Annotated in this window: 26 protein-coding genes and 1 tRNA gene; 15 read left to right on the top strand and 12 right to left on the bottom strand. The window is 53.8% G+C overall.

What is annotated here, in order from left to right; translation table 11 throughout:
- Positions 1-177: 177 nt before the first annotated feature.
- Positions 178-981 (top strand): 2,5-didehydrogluconate reductase DkgB, encoded by an 804-nt coding sequence (gene dkgB / locus LZ634_RS09760; RefSeq protein WP_234504477.1) that lies wholly within the window; start codon positions 178-180, stop codon positions 979-981.
- Between the two features lie 68 nt (positions 982-1,049).
- Here dkgB and yafC read toward each other — a convergent pair whose 3' ends face one another.
- The gene (yafC, locus tag LZ634_RS09765; protein WP_234504481.1) at positions 1,050-1,943 is read right to left on the bottom strand and encodes a DNA-binding transcriptional regulator YafC; all 894 of its coding nucleotides are present in this window, start codon (positions 1,941-1,943) and stop codon (positions 1,050-1,052) included.
- 104 nt (positions 1,944-2,047) lie between these two features.
- Between yafC and LZ634_RS09770 the strand changes: the two genes are divergently transcribed.
- Together LZ634_RS09770 and LZ634_RS09775 are read left to right on the top strand one after the other, a co-directional pair.
- Positions 2,048-3,223: an MFS transporter gene (locus LZ634_RS09770; protein WP_234504484.1), complete on the top strand. Its 1,176-nt coding sequence runs from the start codon at positions 2,048-2,050 to the stop codon at positions 3,221-3,223.
- Between the two features lie 142 nt (positions 3,224-3,365).
- Positions 3,366-4,160: an endonuclease/exonuclease/phosphatase family protein gene (locus tag LZ634_RS09775; RefSeq protein WP_234504486.1), complete on the top strand. Its 795-nt coding sequence runs from the start codon at positions 3,366-3,368 to the stop codon at positions 4,158-4,160.
- Positions 4,161-4,224: 64 nt separating this feature from the next.
- Here the strand turns inward: LZ634_RS09775 and mltD are convergent, their stop codons facing one another.
- Entirely contained in the window at positions 4,225-5,586 is a 1,362-nt protein-coding gene (gene mltD / locus LZ634_RS09780) for a murein transglycosylase D (protein WP_234504489.1), read from the bottom strand.
- Between the two features lie 71 nt (positions 5,587-5,657).
- Complete coding sequence (gloB, locus tag LZ634_RS09785) at positions 5,658-6,413, bottom strand: hydroxyacylglutathione hydrolase (protein WP_234504490.1); 756 nt, start codon at positions 6,411-6,413, stop codon at positions 5,658-5,660.
- 31 nt (positions 6,414-6,444) lie between these two features.
- Here gloB and LZ634_RS09790 point away from each other — a divergent pair, with 31 nt between their 5' ends.
- Positions 6,445-7,167, top strand: coding sequence for a class I SAM-dependent methyltransferase (locus tag LZ634_RS09790; protein ID WP_234504492.1), 723 nt, complete (start codon positions 6,445-6,447; stop codon positions 7,165-7,167).
- On the opposite strand, the gene rnhA is transcribed toward LZ634_RS09790, so the two are convergent.
- Positions 7,164-7,742 carry a ribonuclease HI gene (rnhA, locus tag LZ634_RS09795; RefSeq protein WP_234504495.1) on the bottom strand — a complete coding sequence of 193 codons (579 nt, stop codon included), beginning with the start codon at positions 7,740-7,742 and terminating at the stop codon, positions 7,164-7,166. The two genes, LZ634_RS09790 and rnhA, sit on opposite strands and share 4 nt — an antisense overlap.
- Here rnhA and dnaQ point away from each other — a divergent pair.
- On the top strand, positions 7,696-8,427 hold the full coding sequence (gene dnaQ / locus LZ634_RS09800; RefSeq protein ID WP_234504500.1) for a DNA polymerase III subunit epsilon: 732 nt from the start codon (positions 7,696-7,698) through the stop codon (positions 8,425-8,427). The two genes, rnhA and dnaQ, sit on opposite strands and share 47 nt — an antisense overlap.
- 130 nt (positions 8,428-8,557) lie before the next feature.
- Positions 8,558-8,634, top strand: a tRNA-Asp gene (locus LZ634_RS09805).
- 60 nt (positions 8,635-8,694) lie between these two features.
- On the opposite strand, the gene LZ634_RS09810 is transcribed toward LZ634_RS09805, so the two are convergent.
- The 7 genes from LZ634_RS09810 to fadE form a co-directional block, all read right to left on the bottom strand.
- Complete coding sequence (locus LZ634_RS09810) at positions 8,695-9,114, bottom strand: ion channel (protein WP_234504503.1); 420 nt, start codon at positions 9,112-9,114, stop codon at positions 8,695-8,697.
- 4 nt (positions 9,115-9,118) lie between these two features.
- On the bottom strand, positions 9,119-10,123 hold the full coding sequence (locus LZ634_RS09815; protein WP_234504506.1) for a DUF2955 domain-containing protein: 1,005 nt from the start codon (positions 10,121-10,123) through the stop codon (positions 9,119-9,121).
- 8 nt (positions 10,124-10,131) lie between these two features.
- Positions 10,132-11,172, bottom strand: coding sequence for an HlyD family secretion protein (locus LZ634_RS09820; RefSeq protein WP_234504509.1), 1,041 nt, complete (start codon positions 11,170-11,172; stop codon positions 10,132-10,134).
- Between the two features lie 50 nt (positions 11,173-11,222).
- Positions 11,223-12,782, bottom strand: coding sequence for an efflux transporter outer membrane subunit (locus LZ634_RS09825; protein ID WP_234504512.1), 1,560 nt, complete (start codon positions 12,780-12,782; stop codon positions 11,223-11,225).
- Entirely contained in the window at positions 12,739-13,848 is a 1,110-nt protein-coding gene (locus LZ634_RS09830; RefSeq protein ID WP_234504514.1) for an AI-2E family transporter, read from the bottom strand. Before LZ634_RS09830 ends, LZ634_RS09825 begins: the two co-directional genes overlap by 44 nt.
- Positions 13,849-14,150: 302 nt before the next feature.
- The gene (locus LZ634_RS09835; RefSeq protein WP_234504516.1) at positions 14,151-14,921 is read right to left on the bottom strand and encodes an amidohydrolase; all 771 of its coding nucleotides are present in this window, start codon (positions 14,919-14,921) and stop codon (positions 14,151-14,153) included.
- A gap of 130 nt (positions 14,922-15,051) precedes the next feature.
- Positions 15,052-17,496, bottom strand: a complete 2,445-nt coding sequence (fadE, locus tag LZ634_RS09840; protein WP_234504519.1) for an acyl-CoA dehydrogenase FadE — start codon at positions 17,494-17,496, stop codon at positions 15,052-15,054.
- 238 nt (positions 17,497-17,734) lie between these two features.
- On the opposite strand from fadE, the gene lpcA reads away from it, so the two are divergent.
- Both lpcA and LZ634_RS09850 read left to right on the top strand, forming a co-directional pair.
- Positions 17,735-18,316 carry a D-sedoheptulose 7-phosphate isomerase gene (gene lpcA / locus LZ634_RS09845; protein ID WP_035894459.1) on the top strand — a complete coding sequence of 194 codons (582 nt, stop codon included), beginning with the start codon at positions 17,735-17,737 and terminating at the stop codon, positions 18,314-18,316.
- 41 nt (positions 18,317-18,357) lie between these two features.
- Positions 18,358-19,125, top strand: coding sequence for a class II glutamine amidotransferase (locus tag LZ634_RS09850; RefSeq protein ID WP_234504521.1), 768 nt, complete (start codon positions 18,358-18,360; stop codon positions 19,123-19,125).
- Here LZ634_RS09850 and dpaA read toward each other — a convergent pair.
- Entirely contained in the window at positions 19,096-19,836 is a 741-nt protein-coding gene (gene dpaA / locus LZ634_RS09855) for a peptidoglycan meso-diaminopimelic acid protein amidase (RefSeq protein ID WP_234504522.1), read from the bottom strand. The genes LZ634_RS09850 and dpaA overlap by 30 nt on opposite strands.
- A 548-nt stretch (positions 19,837-20,384) precedes the next feature.
- On the opposite strand from dpaA, the gene LZ634_RS09860 reads away from it, so the two are divergent.
- The 7 genes from LZ634_RS09860 to nqrM are packed head-to-tail and all read left to right on the top strand — an operon-like array spanning position 20,385 to position 26,445.
- Positions 20,385-21,728, top strand: a complete 1,344-nt coding sequence (locus tag LZ634_RS09860; RefSeq protein WP_234504525.1) for a Na(+)-translocating NADH-quinone reductase subunit A — start codon at positions 20,385-20,387, stop codon at positions 21,726-21,728.
- A gap of 3 nt (positions 21,729-21,731) precedes the next feature.
- A complete protein-coding gene (locus tag LZ634_RS09865; RefSeq protein WP_234504578.1) occupies positions 21,732-22,970 on the top strand; it encodes an NADH:ubiquinone reductase (Na(+)-transporting) subunit B in 1,239 nt (412 codons plus the stop codon).
- Positions 22,963-23,757 (top strand): Na(+)-translocating NADH-quinone reductase subunit C, encoded by a 795-nt coding sequence (locus tag LZ634_RS09870; RefSeq protein ID WP_234504528.1) that lies wholly within the window; start codon positions 22,963-22,965, stop codon positions 23,755-23,757. Before LZ634_RS09865 ends, LZ634_RS09870 begins: the two co-directional genes overlap by 8 nt.
- Entirely contained in the window at positions 23,750-24,388 is a 639-nt protein-coding gene (locus LZ634_RS09875) for an NADH:ubiquinone reductase (Na(+)-transporting) subunit D (protein WP_061285166.1), read from the top strand. Before LZ634_RS09870 ends, LZ634_RS09875 begins: the two co-directional genes overlap by 8 nt.
- 6 nt (positions 24,389-24,394) lie before the next feature.
- On the top strand, positions 24,395-24,991 hold the full coding sequence (gene nqrE / locus LZ634_RS09880) for an NADH:ubiquinone reductase (Na(+)-transporting) subunit E (protein WP_234504531.1): 597 nt from the start codon (positions 24,395-24,397) through the stop codon (positions 24,989-24,991).
- A 12-nt stretch (positions 24,992-25,003) separates the two neighbouring features.
- Positions 25,004-26,227, top strand: coding sequence for an NADH:ubiquinone reductase (Na(+)-transporting) subunit F (nqrF, locus tag LZ634_RS09885; RefSeq protein ID WP_234504581.1), 1,224 nt, complete (start codon positions 25,004-25,006; stop codon positions 26,225-26,227).
- A gap of 2 nt (positions 26,228-26,229) precedes the next feature.
- On the top strand, positions 26,230-26,445 hold the full coding sequence (gene nqrM, locus LZ634_RS09890; RefSeq protein WP_234504584.1) for a (Na+)-NQR maturation NqrM: 216 nt from the start codon (positions 26,230-26,232) through the stop codon (positions 26,443-26,445).
- Positions 26,446-26,523: the final 78 nt, after the last annotated feature.

Below are 26,523 nucleotides of genomic sequence, written 5' to 3' on the forward strand. Positions count from 1 at the left end.
CGTCCGTTCCGCCACTTATTAAGAGCCCTGAGCATTTGCTCAGGGCTTTTTTGTATGTGTTATTTAATTGTTGCTGATTTAGCAAAAATCCTCTGCATTTAACGATCTTTTTCCCAATCCTCGCCTTCGTCATAATGGTTTTTAGTTAACCTATACTGATAAATAAAGAGGAAAATCATGACAATCCCTGCATTTGGCCTTGGTACTTTTCGCCTGAAAGATGATGTTGTTATCGCTTCTGTCAAAACGGCGCTGGAACTGGGCTATCGCACCATCGATACCGCACAAATTTATGATAATGAAGCGGCTGTTGGTCAAGCTGTTGCTGAAAGCGGCATCGCACGTGATGAACTGTTTATCACGACGAAAATCTGGATTGAAAACCTGAGCAAAGACAAGCTGATCCCAAGCCTAAAAGAAAGTCTGCAGAAGTTGCGTACCGACTATGTTGACCTGACGCTGGTTCACTGGCCATCACCTAATGATGCTGTTGCAGTAGAAGAGTTTATGTCCGCGTTGCTGGAAGCGAAAAAACAGGGGCTGACCCGCCAGATTGGGATTTCGAACTTTACGATCCCGCTGATGGAGCGCGCTATCGCCGCGGTTGGCGCAGAGAATATTGCAACTAACCAAATTGAGCTGTCGCCTTACCTGCAGAATCGTAAGGTTGTTGATTGGGCAACAGAGCACGGTATTCACATCACATCGTATATGACTTTAGCTTATGGCAAGGCATTGAAAGATGAAGTGATTGGCCGTATTGCCGCGAAGCATAATGCGACGGCAGCACAGGTGATTCTGTCCTGGGCGATAGGGGAAGGTTATGCCGTGATCCCGTCATCCACCAAGCGCGAAAACCTGGCAAGCAATCTGCTGGCGCTGGATCTGCATCTGGATGCGGAAGATAAAAAAGCCATCGCCGCGCTGGATTGCAACGACCGCCTGGTGAGCCCGGAAAGCCTGGCACCAGAGTGGGATTAATCGATCTCTGATTCTGATTGTACAAACCAGACTGAAGGAGGCATGGTGCCTCCTTCATGCATTCTCCGCTAGTGATTTTCCTTCACGTATTCGCTAAGAAAATCGATAAATGCCCTAATTCGAGTACTCACCGCCCGATCGCTGTAATAGACCGCGCTAAACGGCATTTCTACGGGCATCCGTTTATCCGCCAACAGCTCGACAAACTCCCCTCTGGCAATCTCTTTATCTACCATGTAATCCGACAGACAGGCGATTCCGTTGCCGCTTAGACAAAGCTGTTTCAGCGTTTCACCACTGTTTGAGGAGATACTACTGCTGATTTCCATGAACTGCCCATCGCAGCAGTATACGGGCCAGGTATTCAGTGACGACGGCTCGGTAAATCCCAGACACTGATGATCTTTAAGATCGGTCGCATTTTCCGGCATTCCGTAGCGGGCGATATAGTCCGGTGAGGCAATGATCTTGCGATAGCTGGTAAATAGCGGACGTGCCCGCAGGCTTGAATCCGTTAGTGTCCCTGCACGTATTGCGACATCAACTTTACGCTCGATCAGATTGATAAACGTCTCTGACGATACCAAAGAAAGCGTCATTTCAGGGTAACGTTCGCGAAATGGCTTAACCAGCGGCATCAGAAAATGCAGCATAACCGGCGTTGCCGCATCCACCCGCAGCAGGCCACGCGGAGTATTACGGGTGTCCAGGAGCTCATTTTCCGCGGCGGCCATCTCTTGCAACACCACCTGCATGCGACGGAAATAGCGCTCGCCTTCTTCGGTGAGGCTCAGCTGACGGGTTGTACGGTTAAGCAAGCTGACGCCCAGCTTTGACTCCAGCTTCTTTACCGCCCGGCTCACCGCCGAGTTGGCGAGTTCAAGCTGTTCCGCTGCCCGGCTAAAACTGCCGCTTTCAACGACCGCGACAAAAATGGCGATTTCTTCTGAAGTAGCTCTCATTATTGCACCTGAAGCAAAATTATATTGAGATTTTGAATATTTTTGTTATTTAAACACCCGGGCATACTACGTGTCATCTTAATACTGATGATGTGGAGTAAATTATGCCGCTGGCGCTACTTGCCTTAACGATCAGTGCCTTTGCCATTGGCACAACCGAGTTTGTTATTGTTGGTCTGGTACCGACAATTGCTGAACAGTTATCTATCTCTCTGCCCTCTGCGGGGCTGTTAGTCTCTATCTACGCGCTTGGCGTGGCTATCGGTGCGCCGGTCTTAACCGCGCTGACGGGTAAGCTACCGCGTAAACAACTGCTGCTGGCGCTGATGGTGCTGTTTACCATCGGCAATTTGCTGGCCTGGCAGGCGCCGGGTTATATCACCTTAGTGATTGCTCGTTTACTGACAGGTCTGGCTCACGGGGTTTTCTTCTCTATCGGATCGACGATTGCGACCAGTCTGGTACCGAAAGAAAAAGCCGCTTCGGCAATTGCCATCATGTTTGGCGGCCTGACCGTGGCATTGGTTACTGGCGTACCGCTGGGAACGTTTATCGGTCAGCACTTCGGCTGGCGTGAAACCTTCCTTGCGGTCTCTATGCTGGGTGCGATTGCACTGATTGCCAGCGCGATACTGATACCACGTAATATCCCTGGCCGTGCGCCAGCGAGTTTATCGGACCAGCTAAAAGTGCTGACTCACCCGCGCCTGCTGATGATCTACGCTATCACGGCCCTTGGCTACGGTGGTGTATTTACTGCTTTCACCTTCCTGGCACCCATGATGCAAAATTTAGCTGGTTTTACGCCAAATGCGGTCAGCTGGATCCTGTTGGGATATGGTGTCGCGGTGGCCATCGGTAATATCTGGGGAGGGAAACTGGCTGACAAACACGGCGCAGTGCCTGCACTGAAGTTTATCTTCGCCGCACTTGCCGCCTTGTTGCTGGTATTCCAGTTCACCGCGTCGATTCAGTATGCCGCACTGGCTACGATTCTGGTGATGGGTATCTTCGCCTTTGGTAATGTGCCAGGTTTGCAGGTTTACGTTGTGCAGAAGGCCGAACAATATACGCCAGCGGCCGTAGACGTTGCTTCGGGGCTGAATATCGCTGCTTTTAACGTCGGTATCGCGCTAGGTTCGGTCATCGGTGGCCAAACGGTTGAACACTATGGGTTGGCACAAACCCCGTGGATTGGTGCGCTGATTGTCGTTGGTGCTCTGTTGCTGACTGGTCTGAGTGGACGTCTGGATAAGACCGCTCACGTCGCGATGAGCTAAGGCGGGAAAGGTAAGCACTGACTTATAAAAGTTCGGCCGGCTTTATCGCAAATAGCGTTGAAACCGTGGGCAAAAGCCCCTATAACTGAAGGACCTTCCTGGAAGCAGGAGGGTTCTTTCGTTATTGAGGTTATAAAAGAAAGTGCGAAAAAATACCTATGCTATGCGCTATATTGCCGGACAACCTGCGGAGCGGATTCTGCCGCCACCAGGCGAATATACCAGCATTAGCCAGGCGCTATCGATGGGTAGGCCGTTAAGCACGGAAGAGAATATTCGAATCCTGGTGTGGAATATCTTTAAGCAGAAGCGTGCTGAATGGCTTTCAGTGCTGAATAAGTTTGGTAAAGATGCTCACCTGGTGCTGCTTCAGGAAGCGCAGACAACACCCGAATTAGTTAAGTTTGCGACCACTAACTATCTGGCCGCCGATCAGGTGCCGGCCTTTGCCTTACCACACCATCCATCCGGCGTTATGACCTTGTCCGCCGCGCAGCCCGTATACTGCTGCCCACTGCGTGAACGTGAACCTATTCTCAGACTCGCGAAATCCGCGTTAGTGACCGTTTACCCACTTCCAGACGCACGGCTGCTGATGGTGGTGAACATCCATGCGGTTAATTTTAGCCTGGGTGTCGACGTTTACAGCAAACAGCTTATTCCGATCGGTGAGCAGATGGCACTGCATAACGGCCCGGTCATTATGGCCGGCGATTTCAACGCCTGGAGCCGACCACGAATGAATGCGCTTTACCGTTTCGCGCGTGAGATGTCACTGCGGCCGGTTTCTTTTGACGACGATCAGCGCCGTCGCGCATTTGGCCGACCGCTAGATTTTGTTTTCTATCGTGGACTTAATGTCAGCCAGGCATCGGTGCTGGTGACTCGCGCGTCGGATCATAATCCGTTGATTGTGGAGTTTAGTCCGGGGAAATAAACCGAAATGAGCGCAATAAAAAAAGGCACCGGGGGAATCGGTGCCTTTTTTTATGGGTTGCCTGTCAGGAATCAGGACGATCGCTATTTTTCACAAACAGCGTGAGCTGATCGCCCGGCTGCAGGTTGCCGGTACCGCCATTCCAGCGCATCACATCTTTGATGTTAACGCCGTGACGCTTAGCAATGCTCGACAGTGAGTCGCCCTTACGTACCCGGTACGTAATGCTGCTGTTATCGGCAAGACGTGCAGCGCTGCTGCCCGCACCTACCGTTAAGCTCTGACCCACTTTCAGATTGTTACCGCGCAGGCTATTCCACTGCTGCAGGTCTTTCGCCTTCACGCCTAAACGTGATGCGATACCGGACAGCGTATCACCCGAGCGGACCGTATAGCTGCGGCTGGTCAACGGCGTGTTGTCGGCAACCAGCGTTGGCTGGAGGTCGGCAATCTCTCCGGAGGCCAGGGACTCACGCAGCTGATCTGCATGCTTCTTTGGCACCATCACGTACTTCGGGCCTGTGGCACCGAGCGTTGAGCCTTTGACGCCAGCATTGAAGGTCTTCAGCTTGTTGACCGGCATTCCTGCCATATCTGCCAACTGAGAGATCTCCACCGGGCTGTCGAGGCGAACGCGCGCCAGAGCTCGGCTTTCATCCGCACTTGGCAGACGAACGCCATAGCGTTTGCTGTTTTTGAGAATATCACTCAATGCCAGCATTTTAGGCACGTACAGCTTGGTTTCCTGAGGCAACGGCAGTGACCAGAAGTCGGTGGGCTTGCCACGGGCTTTGTTCACTTTCATCGCTTTCATTACACGGCCTTCGCCGCTGTTATACGCTGCTACCGTCAACAACCAGTCGCCATCGAACATTTTGTTCAGGCGCTGCATCATATCCAGTGCCGCCGTTGTGGAAGCAACAAGGTCACGGCGTGCATCATAACTGCGGGTCTGTTTCAGACCGTAATTTCGCCCGGTGCTCGGAATGATCTGCCAAATGCCTGCGGCATTGGCGCCAGACGTTGCATGCGGGTCAAAAGCGCTCTCCACTATGGGTAGTAATACCAGTTCCATCGGCATGTTACGTTTCTTAACTTGCCCGGCTATCCAGTACATATACGGCTCTGCCCGTAAAGTTACATCGTGGAGATAGCTCTTATTTTTCAAATACTTCTGTTTTTGTTCGCGAACCCGGTCATTATCCGGGATTCCCATCTTTAGCTCGTCGCCAATATAAGCCCACAAGTCCTGATTCTGCGTGTCGAATGTCCCATTGTCCATCCAACTCGCCTGACTTGCGAACTTACTTGCTTCCCCTTGACTAGCCGCAGAAAGGCTCTGTGCGTGCTGTTGGACGTTGCCATGCTGTGATGCCTGGCACCCCACGAGCAGGACAGAGGCGAGTAATATCGCTTTTGCCTTCATGTGTGTGTCAATAGTTGCTTAAAAGACGAGCGATCATAACGGCGAACTTTCGAAAACGCAACCCGGAAGTATCAGAAGTTATCTTTCTTTGACCGTAACCAAGCAAAACGCTGCTCAGATTGTAGCATCTTTGTTTCTTTCTCTATTTCATTAATTAAATCAATGTCATCCGTTCTTAAAAAGAGATTAATCCGGCGCTCATTTTTCAGAGTTGTGGGGAGTGTTATTTGTTTTTTTGCTCGTAACTCCTTAACTTCACGATAGTATTCGTTAATGAACAAATCATGCGGTAAAACGCTCAGCGCAAACTTCATATTGGAGAGAGTATATTCATGTGCGCAACAAATAAGTGTCTCTTCCGGGAGAGTGTTAATTCTCTGTAACGAGCTGTACATCTGGCCCGCAGTGCCTTCGAATAACCGTCCGCAGCCCCCGGAAAATAGGGTGTCGCCGCAGAAAAGATACGGCGCGCTATAGAAACAGATATGTCCTAAAGTGTGCCCAGGGGTCGCGAATACGTAAAATTCCTGACCGAGAATGTGAATTTTATCGCCGTCGGCAACTATTTTTGTTGCCCCTTTGTTAATTGTCTCTTCTGGGCCATAAACCACAAGATTCGGAAATTGCTCACACAGATCTGCGACGCCACCGACATGATCGTTATGGTGGTGAGTCAACAAAATGGCTTCGGGCTGCCAGCGATTATCTGCGATCGCTTTGAGGACTGGTGCGGCTTCGCCGGGATCGACGATCAGACAACGACCCGTTTCATCATTAAGAACCCAGATGTAGTTGTCCTGAAATGCAGGAATACTGTTAAGATTCATTCGTTACCTCTTACGCGTAGGGAAGGTTGTGATGAAACCGGCAAGGATACCTCAAACAGTCTCAGCGCCTGTCTCGTGGGCGCAAATGCCCTGGGGTGAATATTATCGTGAGGCCATCGATCGTCAACTTAAACCGTGGCTGGGGAAACTGTACGGCTTCCACCTGCTCAAGGTGGGGAACCTGAGCGCAGAGATCAACACTGAAGCTTGCGCTATATCCCATCAGGTGAACATTTCTCTGGAGGGCAGCCCCATTCAGGTGATGGCCGACCCGCTGCATCTGCCGTTTGCCGAAAAGTCGGTTGATGCCTGTCTACTCTCCCATACCCTTCCCTGGTGTAGCGATCCTCACCGCCTATTGCGTGAGGCGGATCGTGTCTTAATCGATGACGGCTGGCTGATTATCAGCAGCTTCAACCCGGTGAGCTTGATGGGATTACGCAAGATGGTGCCGGTGCTGCGTAAATCGGTGCCGTACAACAGCCGGATGTTTACTCTGACGCGCCAGCTTGACTGGCTGGCGCTGTTGAATTTCGAAGTGCTGCACCAAAGTCGCTTTCAGGTGTTGCCGTGGGCGAAACAGGGCGGGGCGCTGCTGGGCACGCATTTGCCCGCGTTGGGCTGCTTACAGCTGATTGTCGCGCGTAAGCGAACCATTCCTCTTACGCTGAATCCGATGCGGCAGAATAAAGCCAAAAGCCGTATTCAGCAGGCCGTTGGGGCGACGCGGCAGTACCGCAAGCCGGACGCTTAAGCGTCCGGTTGGTATCCGGTATCATCATGGGTCGGTGAATTGGCAGCGGTCCGCGCCAGTTCGTCGCAGCGTTCGTTTTCCGGATGGCCGGCGTGGCCTTTGACCCACTCCCAGCGAATCTCATGTTTGCCGAGGGCGGCATCCAGTCGCTTCCACAGATCGACGTTTTTGACCGGTTTTTTATCCGCCGTTTTCCAACCGCGCTTTTTCCAGTTGTGGATCCATTGGGTGATCCCCTGGCGAACGTACTGGCTGTCGGTACTCAGCACCACGGTACACGGTTCTTTAAGTGCTTCGAGCGCGACGATTGCCGCCATCATTTCCATCCGGTTGTTGGTGGTCAGACGATAGCCTTCGCTGAAGGTTTTTTCCCGCTGCTGATAGCGTAAAATAGCACCATAACCACCCGGGCCGGGATTGCCGAGGCAAGAGCCATCGGTGAAAATTTCTACCTGTTTAAGCATCTCTGGTAGACTTCCTGTATCTGCAATTGAAAGTAAAACGGCAAGTCTGACATAAATGACTGATATGAGCACTGCAATTACACGACAGATCGTTCTGGATACCGAAACCACCGGTATGAACCAGATCGGTGCCCACTATGAAGGCCACAAGATCATCGAAATCGGTGCCGTCGAGGTGATAAACCGTCGTTTGACCGGTAATAACTTCCATGTGTATCTCAAGCCTGACCGGCTGGTGGACCCTGAAGCCTTCGGCGTTCACGGTATTGCCGATGAGTTTTTGCTGGATAAACCGACCTTTGCCGACGTAGCCGACGAGTTTATGGACTACATCCGCGGGGCGGAGCTGGTCATCCATAACGCATCGTTCGATATCGGCTTCATGGACTATGAGTTTAGTAAGCTCAACCGCGGTATTCCAAAAACCGATACCTTCTGTAAGGTTACCGATAGCCTGGCGCTGGCGCGGCGGATGTTCCCCGGCAAGCGTAACAGCCTCGATGCGTTATGCTCGCGTTATGAAATAGACAACACTAAGCGTACGCTTCACGGCGCACTGCTCGATGCCCAGATACTGGCAGACGTCTACCTGACGATGACCGGCGGGCAAACGTCGATTAAATTTGCGATGGAAGGTGAGGGGCAGCAGCTGGCAGGGAATACCGGTATTCAGCGTATTGCGCGGGCTGAGAGTAAATTACGTGTGGTTTACGCCACCGATGAGGAACTGGTGAGCCATGAATCGCGCCTCGACCTGGTGCAGAAAAAGGGCGGTAGCTGCCTCTGGCGGGGATAAATCGTCTATTTTCGCCGTGAAAATGAGCGCATGGGCGATTTTTGCAGCAAACGATTCAAAAGTAGAGAAAAAGCGTTGACGGTTTTCCAGGGAAACCGTAATATTCGCCTCGTTCCGAAGGGAACGTTGTGGAGCGGTAGTTCAGTCGGTTAGAATACCTGCCTGTCACGCAGGGGGTCGCGGGTTCGAGTCCCGTCCGTTCCGCCACATTCAGAAAGCCTGAATCAGAAATGATTCAGGCTTTCGTCGTTTTACGGCTTATCTCATCTACGGTCTTAACTGCTTCCGAATGTGATGCTGCAATACTGCCAGCATGCAGGCGCCGGACAGACCAATCATCAGCGCACCGTTTACCGCCTCCAGCGGGCCAAGTAGCTTCCATTGCGGGCTCATCACAATATCGCCATAACCAAGCGTGGCAAAGTTCACCCCCGAGTGATAGACCGCTTCCAGCAGCGTGGTGAATTCACCCAGCCACAAAAACAACGCGCCCCACAGTAAAATTTGCAGCAGATTGCCGAGCAAAACGATGGTAATGATGCCAAACAGTGCCATGACGCCGGCTAAGGCGCCTTCTTTGTCATGAAAGCGTTTGATATAAAAGCGAATACACCAGACGGAAACCAGCGATTGCAGCAACATATTGCACAGAATCACCGGCATCCCCATGAGTAAAGGCAGTAGCATTGTTTTATTCTCCGGAAAGAGTTGGCTGACTGCCCGTGCGCCAGCGCTCAAGCAGCGCCACGCAGGCCCAGGCGTAAAGGGCAATAGCGATGTATAACGCGCAGCGCATGGCGGATGCCATCCATACATCCTTACCTGACGCGCTATCCTGAATGGCGGGGCCGAAGAGGATCAGGCAAGTTATCCAGGCGTTGCTCCAGAATGAGGGCGTAAAGCGGCTGGTGGCGAGTCGGATCATCCGTCGGGCTACCCATAGACTCAGTAGCCCCAGCCAGAGCACCAGCATGAGCAGTGAAGGCCAGACGCTTAAGCCAAACCACATTCCCGCAGCCAGCAGAGCACCGATCAACGTTGAGAAAACCAGTTCGCGCCCAGATGCTTTCGCCGTCAGGGTATTGGCCTGCTGCGCCAGCATGACGGTTTTCATCACCGCAGGGATATAAAACGCTGGATGGCTTAGCGCCAGCAGCCAAACCGGCAGCACAATTGCAACGGCCCGCAGCGCCAGCGTATGGGATGTATGAGACGGTAGTGTTGTACTAAGAGATGCCGGGGAGGCGGGAAAAAGCGCCAGCATCAGCCGATTCACCAGCGTGCCGAGAATAATGCCGAGCCCCATCATTTGTGCAATGCCGATAGCCAGCGACTGCTCAATCAGACCGGCGACGGGGATAATCGTGAGGGCGGCAATCAGAAGCGTAGCCTGAGGGCCTTTCCCCGCAAGCCCTATCAGCATTAGCCGGTACAGCAGCAGTGCGGTGAGCAGCATAGCCGCTAACGGATAATGCGTCAGCAGCGGCACCATCAGTACTCCACCTGTCATCATCACCGTCAGCATCAAGCCAACGATCGCCCCTTTTTGGATAGGCAGTGGTTTACCCTGACACAACACTATCCACGCCATAATGCAGCCAAGATGCGGCATCGGTAGCGCAATGCCGTAGCAGACCAGCGAGGCTAGCACGATCCCAAACCCTATCCTCAGCACGGCACGGTCGGCGTTATGCATAATGAACCTCAATAAAGATACGAGAAGAGGCTCATCAGGCGGATATACAGGCTGCCGAAGACATTCAGCAGGCTGCTGCCGCTGGCGTAAACCAGCACATCGGCCTGGCCACCGACCCGCAGGCTATTCGGCGGCGGCGGACTGTCTTTGCTGAAAGCAATCTTGACCGGAAAGCGCTGCGCCTGACGCAGCCAATCGCGGTTGTTATCGATGCTGGGCAGTGTGCCTGCCGGTTGTGCCGGGATTGCATTGATACCGTAGCCGACGCTGCGAACCTCGCCTCTGAAGATATGCCCTGGCATGCTGTCGAGTAAAATGGCCACTTCATCGCCGGGCTGCACATGACCGAGGTTGTTTTCCGTCATATCGGCGCTGATCCAGACATCGTTTATCGCAACCAGCGTCATTACGGGTGAACCCGCAGCAACAAATTTTCCACTTTCGGCCCGCAGATCGGTAATCAGGCCACGGTTGCTGGCGACAACATGGGCATTCTTTCTGTCCAGTTCGGCTTTGTTGATAGCGGCGCGGGCGCTGAGCAGCTGCGAGTTGTTATTGCCGATCTCTCCGGCTGCTTCGGTCGCCCGTCGAACATCTGCGGCCGCCGCCGCCATTTGGCTACGCGCTGTCTCGCGACCGGCCTGGGCAATTTCAAGACGACGAACGGAGATAGTGCCGGGATCTTCCCGATACAGCCTCTCCTGGCGCTCGGCGTCTTTCGCCGCATTTTCATAAGCGGTCACTGAGGCCTGATAACCCGCTTTGGCGGCGGCGATGGTTTCACCGTTGGCTTTGACTGAACTTAATACCGTCAGGTAATCAGCGCGAGCCCGCGCCAGCGCTAGATCGTAAGGTTCTGGATCGAGATCGAAAAGCGGATCGCCAATAGCCACGCGCTGATTATCCCGGACGTGAACCTGCTGGATCTGCCCGCTGATCTCGGCGGCGATGGGCACAATAAACGCCTGTACCCTGGCCTGTGAGGTGTAAGGGGTAAAACGGTCGGCGAATAAATACCCGACGAGCAGAATCAGGATCAGTACTGCCATAACCGCAGTTCCACGACGGCTGGCTTGTCCGGGCGAAGGTGAGGATGTCGTCATGGCGCGTGACCTTTCTGGGTTTCGGTAGCAGAGGGGAGAGGGGTATCCAGCAGCGGAACCCAATCGTCGCGTTGACGCAGATGTGCATCGGTTTCGCGGTCAACCAGCGGACGCTGACGACCCGGCTCCCAGCCGCCGCCCAGCGCTTTGTACAGGGTAATGAGGTCGCGCATCATCGCACCTTGAGTGTTAACCAGCCGTTCCTGTTGGTTAAACAGCGCACGCTGCGAATCCAGAACACGCTGAAAATCAGCCATGCCTTCGCGATATTGCGTATTGGCTATCTCCAGTGAGCGGCTCGCCGCTTTTCCGGTGTCGATAAGCAGGGTAATTTCTTCTTTGTCATTAGCGTAAGCGATGGCGGAATCATCAACTTCGCGTGCGGCCTGGAATACGGTGTCTCGATAGCGCTCATGCAACTGGAGAAAACGTGCGTCCTGTACCAGGACCTGGTTGCCAAGCCGTCCCTGATCCAGCAGGTTCCAGCTAAATGTCGGCCCCGCGACCCACGAAACCGTACTACCACTGTTACCGGTCTGAGCACCGATCCCGACGCTGCCTATCAGCGAAATGGACGGGTAAAGCTCGCTTTGTGCAACGCCAATTAGCGCTGACTGCGCGGCTAGCTGTCGTTCGGCGGTTCTGACATCAGGGCGACGGCGAAGCAGGTCTGCCGGTAGTTCAGTCACTAACGATAAATCTCCGCGTGGGATCACCCCGGTGTCTCCAGACATTTCCGGCAATGCCCCCGGTTTTCTGGCTAGCAAAACGCTTAAGGCGTTCTGGCTTTGACGCAGGCTGGTTTCTAACTGCGGCAGCGTAGAGAGTGTTGAAAGGTATTGGGTTTTCGCCTGCTGTACATCAAGCTCGGCGCTATTGCCGCTCTGGAATAAGCGCTCGGTAATTTGCAGACTGCGTTTCTGAATGGCGGCGTTATTGCGGGTGATTGCCAACCGGGCTTCCAGCGTGCGGATATTGACGTACAGCAGTGCGACCTGAGCGGCCATCAATACCTGGATGTCGTCATACTGCGCCAGCACGGCGAAATAGCTGGCATCTGCGGATTCGATGCCGCGCTGAAATTTACCCCAGAAATCAATTTCCCAGCCAAGATTAAAACCCGCGCTGTAGCGGGTGGCCGAGCTGCTACGGCCGTCATGCACCTGGCCTGAACGTACGACCTCACCGCTGCCAATAGTCGCCTGCGGCCCAAGCAGACTCTCCGCAATCCCAAGCTGGGCACGAGATTCCAGCAGGCGTAGCCCGGCTATTTTTACATCCGGATTTTTCCGCAGCGCCTCATTAACCAACATGGTTAGAGTGGGGTCGTGAAGCTGAGTCCACCATTGCGCGTAGGATGGTTGGGCCGAGTGAGATACGGCCTTCTGCGTAGCCGGTTGCCATTGCGCAAGTTCGGGCGTTTTTGGCGGAATATAGTTCGGACCCAGCGTTGTACAGGCAGTCAGTACCAGGCTAGCGCCTCCCGCGATCAGGAGACGCCACAGACTGCCGTCATTGAACATCGCTATCGCTCGGCGCTTTAGCCAGGCCATCATTCACCCAGGCCATAAAGATGCGATAGCCGATGGAGAGCAGCGTCGCGCCGATAAACATGCCCAGAATACCGTTGGCCGCCATTCCGCCCAGTGCGCCCAATAAAACCACCGGCATAGGGGCATCGACGCCACGACCCAGCATTAACGGTTTAAGGACGTTATCGGCCATCCCGGCAATCAGCAACAGCACGGTAAAGAGAATATTCAGCCCCATTCCGTGTAAGTCCATGCCCCACATAAGAGCGATCGCCGGTGCGGTAACCAAAATCACCGGGATCTGCGCGATCCCCAGAATCAGCGCCAGAATAAAGAAGACGCCTACCGCTGGGATGCCGGCCACTACCATGATCACCCCTGCCAGCAGCGCCTGGATCAACGCCACACCAATTACGCCTAGCGCCACGGCGCGAATCGTACTGGTGCACAGTTTTGCCAGGGCAACGCCTTTGTGCTCATCGGTAATGCGCATCGCAATACGCCTGGCGCTGTTGGCACCAGCCGCGCCCCAGGCCATGATGATGCCGGCCACGATGAATGAAAAAACAAAACCCAATAACCCGCCGCCCATGCTGGCGAGAAACCCGAGTATTTGTTTAGCAATATCACCCAACTGAGTGCGATAAGCGCTGATAAATCCGGGGAGATCTACCGAGATTTTGAGCCATAGTGCATACAGTTTTTCCCCGACGAGCGGGAGGGTGGCGATATTATCGGGAGGAGGAGGGATGACCAGATTGTCATGACCAAATTTGCTGAGCAGGCCGCTGATGCTGTCACCCAACGAGCTCACCATCATGACCGTCGGGGCGACGATAAGCAGAATTCCCAGCAATACCAACAGAGTAGACGCTAAGCCCTGCTTGCCGCCAAAACGAGCCGCGAAGCGTTGATGGAGAGGATAGAGCGTAACCGCCAGAATTATCGCCCACAGCATCATGTTCAGAAAGGGAGAGAAAACGGTAAAACAAAAAGAGGCTAATGCCAGAATAAGTCCAAACTTGATGAACATATCCATAAATCGGGCAACCAGCCTTTTTTCAACAACAATGAGATTATTATTTTCCATGAGCATTGTTCCAGTTGATATTGCAGACACAACCATCCCGACCTGATGTTAAAAGCAAGCCAATAGAAAAAAGTCATCGTTGGATCTTATTAACTGCAACCGCTTATTGGTATTGAATTTTATCCACTTTATGAGTGTAGAACAGAAAGCAGGCGTAATAAGTAAATATTAAAAGGTGGCAACACTCATTTAATAAGAAAAATGATTAGCCTGAAAATAAATATCGAATCTCATTGAAATATAATGAGTAATAAAGATGGGGTTTATGGCCTGACGGAACATCAGGCCAGAAGATGCGCAAATTAACCGAGTGCGAAAGGGTCGGCATCCTGCCAGGCGGGGAATTTCTCACGATACTCGCGTAGCGCGGTGAGCGACAGCTCGCCGTCAATACGCGTCGCCTGGTGCGCTTCGGCGGTTGCCAGGATCTCGCCCTGCGGAGAAATAATCCGGCTGTCCCCACGATAGTGATGACCATTGCCGTCAGTGCCAACGCGATTGCATCCGACAACGTAGGCCTGGTTTTCAATGGCACGAGCGGTCAGCAGCGCCTGCCAGTGCAGCGAGCGCGGAGCCGGCCAGTTGGCAACGTACAGCGCCAGATCGTAGTCGTTGCGATTGCGAGACCACACCGGGAAGCGCAGGTCATAGCAAACCAGCGGCAGAATACGCCAGCCGCGCCAGGTCAGCACGATACGTTTATCGCCTGCGAGATAATGGTGGTGTTCGTCGGCCATACGGAATAGATGGCGCTTATCATAGGCATGCACGTGGCCTTCCGGCTCGACCAGCAGGAAGCGGTTTACCGCCCCGCGTCCGGTTTGTAACGCCGCGCTACCGGCAATGAGGGCATTAGTCCGTAGCGCCTGCGTGCGCATCCAGGCAATCACGTCCTCTTCCGCCATCGACTGCTCGGCGGCTTCCATGGCAAAACCGGTGGTAAACATTTCCGGCAGGACAATCACATCGCGCCCGACAATTTCTTCCATCAAACGATCAAAATGGCGCAGGTTGGCAGGGCCATCCATCCACACCAGCGGTTGCTGCAAAAGGGTAATTTTCAAACCAGGCACAGTGATTCGCTCCTTATGGCAGGGCATTAATCTAACTGTAACACCTTATCAGGAGGTGATAGCGCTGAGGACTGTTTGGATAAAAAAAAGCGGAGCCAGGCTCCGCTTCGAGGATAACGAGAAGGTAACGTTACGCGGCTTCAACCTTGCGTACGTTGTCCGGCAGCTTTACCGGCTTGGTCGCCAGTTCGTCTGGGGCAAAGTCGTCAACGTTAATGCTGCGCAGACGGCTCTCTTCAGCCTTGATCAGAATAGCGGCTTCAGCCTGGTCAATCAGCCCTTTTGCCAGCGCGTTATGCGCCAGTTCATCCAGGCGAGTGAATGGCAGGTTTTTGCCAATCTCTTTACAGATACGCTGGTGGATTGGGTCTGCGGCCATTACGTCAACCAGCGCTTCTTCCAGCAGACCCACCGGGTTGTACTGGCTCGGTGTCAGGTATTGGCCGCGACCAATACGGGAACGAGTCTCGCTTGGGGTTTGCAGGATTTTCGCTACGGCGTGATCCAGTTTATCGGACGGCGCAGAGTAATGACGACCGGTCGGGAAGATAACCACGTGCATCGCACCTGCCACAAAGCGGTTCGGGAAGTTTTGCAGCAGATCGTCAATCGCCTGTTCTGCCTGATACAGCGCGTCCTGCACGCCCCAGTGAACCAGCGGTAAATCAGCTTCATTACGACCTTCGTCGTCATAGCGTTTCAACACCGAAGACGCAAGATACAGCTGGCTCAGCACATCGCCCAGACGCGCGGAGATACGTTCACGGCGTTTCAGGCTACCGCCCAGCACCGCCATCGATACGTCTGACAGCAGAGCCAGGTTAGCGCTCAGGCGGTTCAGATGCTGATAGTAACGCTTGGTAGCGTCACGGGTTGGCGTCGGGCTGGTTAAGCCACGGGTGAGCCCTAACCAGAAGCTGCGAACTTTGTTACTACCGACGTGGCCGATGTGTTTGAACAGCAGCTTATCGAAAGCATTCACGTCTTTATTCTGCGCTGCGGCCATCTCTTCCAGCACGTATGGATGGCAGCGAATTGCCCCCTGGCCGAAGATCATCATGCTACGGGTCAGGATGTTGGCCCCTTCCACGGTGATGGCAATCGGCGCGCCCTGGTAAGCACGTGCCAGGAAGTTACCTTCACCGAGCATAATGCCTTTGCCGCCGGCGATATCCATGGCGTCAACGATGGACTGCTGGCCGCGGTGGGTACAGTGGTACTTCACGATAGCCGACAGCACGGCCGGTTTTTCACCCAGCATAATGCCGTAGGTAATCAGCGTAGCCGCTGCATCCATCACATAGGCGTTACCGGCGATACGCGCCAACGGCTCTTCAATACCTTCCATCTTACCGATGGAGACTTTGAACTGACGGCGAATGTGTGCGTAGGCACCGGTCGCCAGCGCCACGGATTTCACGCCGCCGGTGGAGTTAGATGGCAGGGTAATACCGCGACCGACGGACAGACATTCAACCAGCATACGCCAGCCCTGGCCGGCCATTTTTGGTCCACCGATGATGTAATCAATCGGCACAAAGATATCCTGACCACGGGTCGGACCGTTCTGGAACGGTACGTTCAGCGGGAAGTGGCGACGGCCAATTTCCACGCCCGGGGTGTTGGTTGGGATCAGCGCACAGGTGATACCTAACTCTTCCGCGCCGCCCAGCAGTTTGTCCGGGTCGGACAGTTTAAAGGCCAGACCGAGTACGGTGGCGATAGGCGCAAGCGTAATGTAACGCTTGTTCCAGGTCAGACGCATACCCAGAACCTGCTCACCCTGCCATTCGCCCATGCAAACGACGCCGGTATCCGGAATCGCGCCAGCATCAGAACCCGCTTCCGGGCTGGTCAGGGCGAAGCATGGAATTTCCAGACCACGTGCCAGACGCGGCAGATAATGATCTTTTTGTTCTTCAGTACCGTAATGCTGCAGCAGTTCGCCCGGGCCTAAAGAGTTTGGTACACCGACGGTAATCGCCAGAATGCCAGAAACGCCGGAGAGTTTTTGCAGGACGCGAGCCTGGGCATAAGCCGAGAACTCCAGGCCGCCGTACTCTTTCTTAATGATCATCGCAAAGAAGCGGTGTTCTTTCAGATAGGCCCACAGTTCTGGCGGCAGATCGGCCATTTCGTGGGTGATCGCAAAGTCATTGGCCATGCGGCAGGCTTCTTCAACCGGGCCGTCAATAAAGGCCTGCTCTTCCGCCGTCAGCTGAGGACGCGGATAGTTGTGCAGTTTTTTCCAGTCCGGGTTGCCGCGGAACAGATCGCCTTCCCACCAGGTGGTACCGGCATCAATCGCTTCTTTTTCAGTGCGTGACATCGGCGGCATCACTTTACTGAACATGCGGAAGACCGGCGCGGAGATCAGCGACTTACGCATCGGCGTAAAGTTGAACGGCACCAGAATGATGGCCAGCGGCACCAGCAGCCACAGATTCCATAGGCCGGATGCGCCAAGCGCGGCGGTCCAGGCCAGCAGAATCACGCTGCTGAGCGTTAAACTGACGCGGTGATAGAAGAGTACACCGAGTAAAGCAATGGTTAATACAACACTCAAAATCATCATAGAGAAATGCCCCTGTCTTGTAGGAGGTCTGACCACTTGTGATGATATGGTTGTAGTTGATGTGATTTTAATTAGCAATGTGTTTACAAAATAATTACAACCTCGCTCACATTGTTGCTGCTTTTTAGCGCACCAAAAATCCAAACATCCGCTGAATAGAACGGCGCTCGCTTCTCTGCGCTAGCGCTATCCGTTACACTAGCGATGACAATTTTATTAATGCTGAAGGATTATCCTCATGTACCAGGATCTTATTCGTAACGAACTGAATGAAGCGGCCGATACGCTGGCAAACTTCCTTAAAGACGAAGCCAATATCCACGCCATTCAGCGCGCAGCAGTCCTGCTGGCGGACAGCTTTAAAGCGGGCGGTAAAGTACTCTCCTGCGGTAACGGTGGTTCACACTGTGATGCGATGCACTTCGCAGAAGAGCTGACTGGCCGCTATCGTGAAAACCGTCCGGGCTACCCGGCGATTGCTATCTCCGACGTCAGCCATCTCTCCTGCGTGAGTAATGATTTCGGTTATGAATATGTTTTCTCTCGCTACGTTGAATCTGTAGGCCGTGCAGGTGATGTTCTGCTGGGTATCTCCACTTCCGGTAACTCTGCAAACGTCATCAAAGCGATTGAAGCGGCGCGTGCGCAGGGCATGAAAGTCATTACCCTGACCGGTAAAGACGGCGGCAAAATGGCGGGTTCTGCGGATATCGAAATCCGTGTACCGCACTTTGGCTATGCTGACCGCGTGCAGGAAATTCACATTAAAGTTATCCATATCCTGATCATGCTTATCGAAAAAGAGATGGTTAAGGCATAAGTTTCACGGGGCTTCGGCCCCGATTGCTGTGGGGGTGTGATATGTGCGAATTGCTCGGGATGAGCGCCAATGTGCCAACCGATATTTGCTTCAGTTTTACCGGGTTGGTTCAGCGCGGTGGGGGCACTGGGCCGCATAAAGACGGCTGGGGAATTACCTTTTACGAAGGTAAAGGCTGTCGCACCTTTAAAGATCCGCAGCCCAGCTATCAATCACCCATCGCCAAACTGGTGCAGGACTATCCGATAAAATCCTGCTCGGTGATCGCCCATATCCGTCAGGCCAACCGAGGCATGGTGGCGCTGGAGAACACCCATCCGTTTACCCGCGAACTGTGGGGACGCAACTGGACCTATGCGCATAATGGCCAGCTCACCGGCTACAAATCGCTGGAGACGGGGCAGTTTCGTCCTGTCGGTGAAACGGACAGCGAGAAAGCGTTCTGCTGGCTGCTGCATAAACTGACGCAGCGCTACCCGCGCACGCCGGGTAATATGCAGGCGGTATTCAAGTATATTGCGTCACTGGCCGATGAGTTACGTGAGAAGGGCGTATTCAATATGCTGTTGTCAGACGGTCGTTACGTGATGGCGTTCTGTTCTACAAACCTGTATTGGATAACCCGTCGCGCGCCGTTTGGTGTGGCAACGCTTCTGGATCAGGATGTCGAAATTGATTTTCAGAAGGAAACGACCGCCAACGATGTGGTGACGGTTATTGCCACCCAACCGCTGACGGGGAATGAAACCTGGCACAAGATTATGCCAGGCGAATGGCGTTTATTTTGCCTCGGTGAGCGTATAGTTTGACGCCAGCTGCGGCTGAACCACTTCGTGGCTGAGCGGTTTGCTCACCACATAACGACCATCGACGACCGAAACCATCGGCGGTCGGTGGGTCTGCTGGAAGTAGTCGTAGCCCGGTTTTAATTGCTGCCAGAAATCATGGTAGTAAGAGTATTTGTGGCGCTGCATGTTGGCATCCGTCATACGGAACGGATAGATGCTGACCTGCACGCCAGACTGTCCGAAGACCAGCGCGGCGGTCACAAACTGGAAAATCTCATCAATGCCAGAATCGGTCATGGCATAACAGCCAACCGATACGCAGGCACCGTGAATCATCAGATATTTCCCTTCATAGCCGTGTGCGCGGTCGTAGGCGTTCGGGAAACCGATATTAATCGCTTTATAGAAACGGCTGTCAGGCTTCAGCTGACTACGCTGTACCGAATAAAACCCTTCCGGGCTTTTGAAATCGCCCTGGCGCTGTTTTGGCCCCAGACCACCGGAGTAGTTGCAGATTTTGTAGCTATCAAGGAGCTGGTAGGTTTCACCCATTTTGACGAAAAGATCGAGCGTTCGCTCTTCTTTGAAGATCTGGATATAAACCGGAGAGCCCATCATTTGCTGCTTATATTCTTTGCTAACGGGCGTCGTCGGACTATTGCTGCTCATTAGCCCAGCAAACGAAACGCACGGCATTAAAAGCATCGCAATAAATAATGCGATTTTGCGCATACTACATGTTCCTTGATAAAAAATAACAACACGCCAGGAGAGGCCATAGAGAGAAAAAGCAGATAAATCTGTTTTTGTGCGCTCACCTTAGCACCACCGCATTTTTTCGCAAGAGGAGCGGTTGGCGTTTACAATTTCCTATTGCATTCCCGCTAGAACCCGGTGCGTTGTGCTGCGGGCGAGCGCATTTGCTCTCGTCACAAAGTGTGTAGGATAAGTTGATGATTCACCAGCTATCCCGGTCTGAATCAACAGAACTTTGCGTATTAGCTCGCAATTTAATGGGCCGAAAAGCAGAACTGCTGCATCGCGGGAGGAGAAAATGGTAAACTTTAGTTACGTAATCATTCAGCCAGATAATGGAATGTTTGGATGATTCACGGAGTAACTCTCAATACAGTGTAAGAAAGGATGCTTCAGTCCCTCGTTTTACCCAATCCTGGGATGCCATTGGGTTTCCGGTGTAATTCCTTTCTTTTGTCTCGTTAACCAAAACGCTGGCCTCAACGCTTTGTTGACGTCGTCGTTAACGGATACCTGCGAACAGTATGATTAAAATAACGAAAGGCCTTGATTTGCCTATTGCCGGCCTGCCCGATCAACAACGTATTGATAATGCCATGGTGAGCCGAGTGGCGGTCATGGGTGAAGAATATGTGGGGCTACGTCCTTCCATGGCGGTAAAAGAGGGCGACCTGGTCATTAAAGGGCAACTGCTTTTTGAAGATAAAAAAATTCCCGGCGTGCGTTTTACCTCCCCGGCCTGTGGCACGGTGAGCGCGATACATCGCGGTGAGCGCCGGGTTCTGCAATCGGTGGTGATTGATATTGACGGCGATGAAGCCGTGGCGTTCACCCGCTATGCCGCCGATGAACTGGCGACCCTGCCGCGTGACACGGTGGCCTCGCAGCTGATTGAGTCTGGCCTGTGGACGGCGATGCGTACTCGTCCTTTCAGCAAAACACCGACACCGGGTACGGAGCCTGCGGCGATTTTCGTCACCGCAATGGACACTAATCCACTGGCAGCCGATCCGCAGCCTATTATCCTTGCCCAACGCGAAGCTTTTAATGCCGGTTTAACTCTCCTGACACGCCTGACCGACGGCAAAGTCCACGTTTGCCAGAGCAGTGGTGGCAAGCTGGGCGGTCACCCGCAGGGACAGGTGACGTTTAACCAATTCACCGGCCCGCACCCGGCGGGATTAGTCGGCACGCATATTCACTTTCTGGAACCGGTCAGTCTGAATAAACAGGTCTGGCACCTTAACTACCAGGATGTTATCGCCATCGGCAAACTGTTCCTCGAGGGTATTTTATGGACCGAACGGGTGATAGCACTGGGTGGGCCACAGGCCAAACATCCGCGCCTGGTGCGAACCTGTCTGGGGGCGGATCTTAACGCGCTGCTGGTGGACGAACTGCATGAGGGTGAAAATCGTGTGCTCTCCGGCTCCGTTCTGAACGGCACTCACGCCATCGGGCCACATGCGTTCCTTGGCCGCTTCCATCTGCAGGTCAGCGTGCTGAAAGAAGGGCGCGAAAAAGAGCTGCTCGGTTGGGTTGCTCCGGGCCGGGATAAGTTCTCTATTACGCGCACCACGCTGGGCCATTTCCTGAAGATAAAACTCTTCAACTTCTCGACGGATACCCACGGCGGCGAACGTGCGATGGTGCCGATTGGCAGCTACGAGCGGGTGATGCCGCTGGATATTCTGCCTACCGTGCTGCTGCGCGACCTGCTGGCCGGCGACACCGACAGCGCTCAGGCGTTGGGCTGCCTGGAGCTGGATGAAGAAGATTTGGCGCTGTGCACCTACGTCTGTCCGGGAAAATATGAATACGGTCCGGTGTTGCGCCGCGTATTAACGCAAATTGAGCAGGAAGGCTAAGTGATGGGCTTAAAACAGCTACTGGAAAAAGTTGAGCCGCACTTTACGCAGGGCGGCAAGCTGGAAAAATACTACCCGCTGTTTGAAGCGACGGCGACGTTGCTCTATACGCCGGGCCATGTCACGAAAGGTGCAGCACACGTCCGTGACGCTATCGATCTTAAACGCATGATGATCCTCGTCTGGTTCGCCGTGTTCCCGGCGATGTTCTGGGGCATGTACAACGTGGGGCTGCAAACCATTCCCGCGCTGCACAAGCTGTACGGTGCGGAACAGCTCCAGCAGGTGATTGCAGGCAACTGGCACTATAGTCTGGCGCAGGCGCTGGGTGTGAGTTTTGCCCCTGACGCCGGTTGGATCAGCATGATGATGCTGGGCGCAGTGTTCTTCGTACCTATCTACGCGACCGTATTCCTGGTCGGTGGTTTCTGGGAAGTCCTGTTTTCCATCGTACGCAAACACGAGATAAACGAAGGCTTCTTCGTCACTTCGATTCTTTTCGCGCTGATTGTCCCTCCGACGATGCCGCTGTGGCAGGCGGCGCTGGGTATCTCTTTCGGCGTGGTGATTGCCAAAGAGATTTTCGGCGGCACCGGGCGCAACTTCCTCAACCCAGCGTTGGCGGGGCGTGCGTTCCTGTTCTTCGCCTATCCGGCGCAAATCTCCGGTGATCTGGTATGGACCGCGGCCGATGGTTTCTCCGGTGCCACGCCGCTTTCTCAGTGGGCGAGCCACGGCGGTGAGTCGCTGGTGAACGTGGTAACTGGTCAACCGGTAAGCTGGATGGATGCCTTTATCGGCAATATTCCCGGTTCGATTGGTGAAGTCTCAACCCTGATGATTCTGCTCGGTGGTGCGCTGATTATCTTTGGCCGCGTCGCCTCCTGGCGCATTGTGGCCGGAGTGATGCTCGGCATGATTGTCTGCGCCACTCTGTTCAATTTGGTGGGGTCGGAGACTAACCCAATGTTCGCTATGCCGTGGTATTGGCATCTGGTGCTGGGCGGGTTTGCTTTCGGCATGATGTTTATGGCGACTGACCCGGTTTCAGCCTCGTTTACCGATAAAGGAAAGTGGTGCTACGGCGCGTTGATTGGCGTGATGTGCGTGCTGATTCGCGTGGTAAACCCGGCCTATCCAGAAGGGATGATGCTGGCGATTCTGTTCGCCAACCTCTTTGCGCCGCTGTTCGATTACTTGGTGGTGCAGGCCAATATTAAGCGGAGGAAGTCGCGTGGCTGAAATCAAAAGTAACGATAGCATCGGCAAAACGCTGCTGGTGGTGCTGGTGCTTTGCCTGGTCTGCTCCATCGTGGTGGCCGGTTCTGCCGTGGGGCTCAAACCCCTCCAGCAAGAACAGCGCGCGCTGGATAAACAGCGCAACATTCTCGCCGTTGCCGGTTTGATGCACGACAACATGTCTGCCGAAGAGGTTGCGGAAATCTATGCCGCCCGCGTGACGCCGCGTCTGGTGGATTTAAAAAGCGGCGCGATGCTGGACAGCGACCCGGCGAAGTTTAATCAGAGCATGGCGTTAAAAGATCCTCAACAGAGTGTGGCGCTTGAAGCTAATCAGGATCCTGCGGGTATCAAACGCCGCAGCAACGTGGTGGAAATCTATCTGATCAAAGACGAGCAGCAGAAAACTCAGGAAATCGTTCTGCCGGTATACGGCAACGGCCTGTGGTCGATGATGTATGCCTTTGTGGCGCTGGATACAGACGGCCGTACCATCAAAGGCATTACTTATTACGACCAGGGGGAAACCCCAGGGCTGGGCGGCGAAATTGAAAACCCGAACTGGCGCGCGCAGTTTATCGGCAAACGCGTGGTGGATGACAACGGCCAGCCGGCGCTGAGAGTGATGAAAGGCGCGGCACCACAGGGCGATCTGTATGCGGTTGATGGCTTATCCGGCGCGACGCTGACCGCCAACGGCGTGCAGCACAGTTTCAATTTCTGGATGGGTGAAATGGGCTTTGGCCCGTTCCTGAAGCAGGTGCGTGAAGGAGGGCTGAATCATGGCTGAGCAAGGCGATATGAAAGAGGTGAAGCGCGTGCTGGTTGGCCCGCTCATCGCCAATAACCCGATTGCGCTGCAGGTGCTCGGCGTCTGTTCGGCGCTGGCGGTCACCACTAAGCTGGAAACGGCGTTTGTGATGACCATTGCGGTCACGCTGGTGACGGCATTCTCCAGCATGTTTATCTCGATGATCCGCCACCACATTCCGAACAGCGTGCGTATTATCGTGCAAATGGCGATTATCGCTTCGCTGGTTATCGTGGTCGATCAGTTGCTGCGCGCATTCGCGTATGAAACCTCCAAGCAGCTGTCGGTGTTCGTTGGGCTTATCATCACCAACTGTATTGTGATGGGGCGTGCGGAAGCCTACGCCATGAAGTCACCGCCGCTGGCGAGCTTTATGGACGGCATCGGTAATGGCCTGGGCTACGGTGCGATTTTGTTGATCGTCGGCTTCCTGCGTGAACTTATCGGCAGCGGAAAACTGTTCGGTATCACGGTGCTGGAAACCGTTAAGAACGGCGGCTGGTATCAGCCAAATGGTCTATTCCTGCTCGCGCCAAGCGCATTTTTCATTATCGGTTTGCTGATCTGGGCGCTGCGAAGCTGGAAGCCAGAACAGCAGGAAAAGGAGTAACCGATTATGGCTCATTACATTAGCCTGTTTGTCCGCGCGGTGTTTGTTGAAAATATGGCGCTGGCGTTCTTCCTGGGGATGTGTACTTTCCTCGCGGTATCGAAGAAAGTCTCGACCGCTTTTGGTCTTGGCGTGGCGGTAACCGTCGTGCTGGGTCTGGCCGTGCCGATCAACAACCTGGTCTATAACCTGGTGCTGCGCGATGGCGCGCTGGCGGAAGGGGTCGATCTCAGCTTCCTCAACTTCATCACCTTTATCGGGGTGATTGCGGCGCTGGTGCAAATTCTCGAGATGATCCTCGATAAGTACTTCCCGTCGCTGTATACCGCGCTGGGTATCTTCCTGCCGTTGATTGCCGTGAACTGCGCCATCTTCGGCGGCGTCTCGTTCATGGTGCAGCGCGACTACAACTTCAGTGAATCTATCGTTTACGGCTTTGGTTCCGGCATCGGCTGGATGCTGGCAATTGTCGCCATGGCCGGGATCCGCGAAAAAATGAAGTACTCAAATGTGCCCGTGGGACTGCGTGGCTTAGGGATCACCTTTATCACCACGGGATTGATGGCATTAGGTTTTATGTCATTTTCCGGTGTGCAGCTATAAGGGCCGCGAATGATGGAAATTTTACTGGGCGTAGTCATGTTTACGCTGATCGTACTGGTGCTGTCGCTGCTGATTTTGTTCGCCAAATCAAAGCTGGTGAACGCCGGCGATGTGGTTATCGAAATCAACAATGAAGCGGACAAGCAGATCAAAACCCCGGCGGGCGACAAGCTGCTGAATACGCTGTCCAGCAACGGTATTTTTATCTCCTCCGCCTGTGGTGGCGGTGGTTCCTGCGGTCAATGCCGGGTGACGGTGAAAGAGGGCGGCGGCGATATTCTGCCGACCGAGCTTTCACATATCACCAAGCGCGAGGCGAAAGAGGGCTGTCGCCTGGCCTGTCAGGTTGCCGTGCGCCAGGATATGAAAATCGAACTGCCGGACGAAGTCTTTGGCGTTAAGAAATGGGAATGTGAAGTTATCTCCAACGATAACAAAGCCACCTTCATTAAAGAGCTGAAGCTGGCGATCCCTGCCGGTGAAAATGTGCCGTTCCGCGCCGGTGGCTATATTCAGATTGAATGCCCGCCGCATAAAGTCGCCTACGCCGACTTCGACGTGCCGGATGAGTATCGTGGCGACTGGGATAAATTTAATCTCTTCCGCTACGTCTCCGACGTCAAAGAGCCGACGCTACGCGCCTACTCGATGGCGAACTACCCGGAAGAAAAGGGCATCATCATGCTCAACGTGCGTATCGCCACGCCGCCGCCGTCCGCACCTGAGGCGCCTCCGGGGATTATGTCGTCCTATATTTGGTCGCTGAAAGCGGGAGATAAGGTGACGATCTCGGGGCCATTTGGGGAGTTCTTTGCCAAAGAGACCGAGGCGGAAATGGTCTTTATCGGCGGCGGGGCCGGGATGGCACCGATGCGTTCGCATATTTTCGACCAGCTTAAGCGCCTGCACAGTACGCGTAAAATCAGCTTCTGGTACGGCGCGCGCTCGTTGCGTGAAATGTTCTATGCCGAAGAATTTGAGCAACTCGCGCGGGAAAATCCGAACTTTAGCTTCAATATCGCGCTCTCCGATGCGCTGCCGGAAGATAACTGGACGGGCTACACCGGATTTATTCATAACGTTCTGTACGAGAACTATCTGCGTGATCACCCAGCGCCGGAAGACTGCGAGTTCTACATGTGCGGGCCGCCGATGATGAACGCTGCGGTGATTAAAATGCTCAAAGACCTGGGCGTAGAGGATGAAAACATCATGCTCGACGACTTTGGAGGCTGATGATGCTAACGGTGTTTCTGGCGACATTCGCTATTTTTATCCTGGTGGTGTTTGGAATGTCGCTCGGCTATCTGGTGAAGCGAAAAACGCTGCAGGGTAGCTGCGGTGGTATCTCGTCGCTGGGGATGGAAAAAGTCTGCGACTGCCCTGAACCCTGCGATGCGCGTAAGAAACGTATGGCACGTGAGGCGCAGCGGCAACAAAACCGCATCCTGTAGTTTTCTCTATCGCCCGGTACTGCCGGGCGATTTTGCACTCTTCTCATTTGCCAAAGTTATGCTGTATACTTATCCAGT

Source organism: Kluyvera intermedia, assembly GCF_021440345.1.
In the GTDB taxonomy this organism is placed as follows: domain Bacteria; phylum Pseudomonadota; class Gammaproteobacteria; order Enterobacterales; family Enterobacteriaceae; genus Kluyvera; species Kluyvera intermedia_A.

Excerpts from the sequence above, each read along its gene's own strand:
- dkgB (WP_234504477.1), top strand. The coding sequence starts at position 178 with ATGACAATCCCTGCATTTGGCCTTGGTACTTTTCGCCTGAAAGATGAT.
- yafC (WP_234504481.1), bottom strand. The coding sequence starts at position 1,943 with ATGAGAGCTACTTCAGAAGAAATCGCCATTTTTGTCGCGGTCGTTGAA.
- LZ634_RS09770 (WP_234504484.1), top strand. The coding sequence starts at position 2,048 with ATGCCGCTGGCGCTACTTGCCTTAACGATCAGTGCCTTTGCCATTGGC.
- mltD (WP_234504489.1), bottom strand. The coding sequence starts at position 5,586 with ATGAAGGCAAAAGCGATATTACTCGCCTCTGTCCTGCTCGTGGGGTGC.
- gloB (WP_234504490.1), bottom strand. The coding sequence starts at position 6,413 with ATGAATCTTAACAGTATTCCTGCATTTCAGGACAACTACATCTGGGTT.
- LZ634_RS09790 (WP_234504492.1), top strand. The coding sequence starts at position 6,445 with ATGAAACCGGCAAGGATACCTCAAACAGTCTCAGCGCCTGTCTCGTGG.
- dnaQ (WP_234504500.1), top strand. The coding sequence starts at position 7,696 with ATGAGCACTGCAATTACACGACAGATCGTTCTGGATACCGAAACCACC.
- LZ634_RS09810 (WP_234504503.1), bottom strand. The coding sequence starts at position 9,114 with ATGCTACTGCCTTTACTCATGGGGATGCCGGTGATTCTGTGCAATATG.
- LZ634_RS09815 (WP_234504506.1), bottom strand. The coding sequence starts at position 10,123 with ATGCATAACGCCGACCGTGCCGTGCTGAGGATAGGGTTTGGGATCGTG.
- LZ634_RS09820 (WP_234504509.1), bottom strand. The coding sequence starts at position 11,172 with ATGGCAGTACTGATCCTGATTCTGCTCGTCGGGTATTTATTCGCCGAC.
- LZ634_RS09825 (WP_234504512.1), bottom strand. The coding sequence starts at position 12,782 with ATGATGGCCTGGCTAAAGCGCCGAGCGATAGCGATGTTCAATGACGGC.
- LZ634_RS09830 (WP_234504514.1), bottom strand. The coding sequence starts at position 13,848 with ATGGAAAATAATAATCTCATTGTTGTTGAAAAAAGGCTGGTTGCCCGA.
- fadE (WP_234504519.1), bottom strand. The coding sequence starts at position 17,496 with ATGATGATTTTGAGTGTTGTATTAACCATTGCTTTACTCGGTGTACTC.
- lpcA (WP_035894459.1), top strand. The coding sequence starts at position 17,735 with ATGTACCAGGATCTTATTCGTAACGAACTGAATGAAGCGGCCGATACG.
- LZ634_RS09850 (WP_234504521.1), top strand. The coding sequence starts at position 18,358 with ATGTGCGAATTGCTCGGGATGAGCGCCAATGTGCCAACCGATATTTGC.
- dpaA (WP_234504522.1), bottom strand. The coding sequence starts at position 19,836 with ATGCGCAAAATCGCATTATTTATTGCGATGCTTTTAATGCCGTGCGTT.
- LZ634_RS09860 (WP_234504525.1), top strand. The coding sequence starts at position 20,385 with ATGATTAAAATAACGAAAGGCCTTGATTTGCCTATTGCCGGCCTGCCC.
- LZ634_RS09865 (WP_234504578.1), top strand. The coding sequence starts at position 21,732 with ATGGGCTTAAAACAGCTACTGGAAAAAGTTGAGCCGCACTTTACGCAG.
- LZ634_RS09875 (WP_061285166.1), top strand. The coding sequence starts at position 23,750 with ATGGCTGAGCAAGGCGATATGAAAGAGGTGAAGCGCGTGCTGGTTGGC.
- nqrE (WP_234504531.1), top strand. The coding sequence starts at position 24,395 with ATGGCTCATTACATTAGCCTGTTTGTCCGCGCGGTGTTTGTTGAAAAT.
- nqrF (WP_234504581.1), top strand. The coding sequence starts at position 25,004 with ATGGAAATTTTACTGGGCGTAGTCATGTTTACGCTGATCGTACTGGTG.
- nqrM (WP_234504584.1), top strand. The coding sequence starts at position 26,230 with ATGCTAACGGTGTTTCTGGCGACATTCGCTATTTTTATCCTGGTGGTG.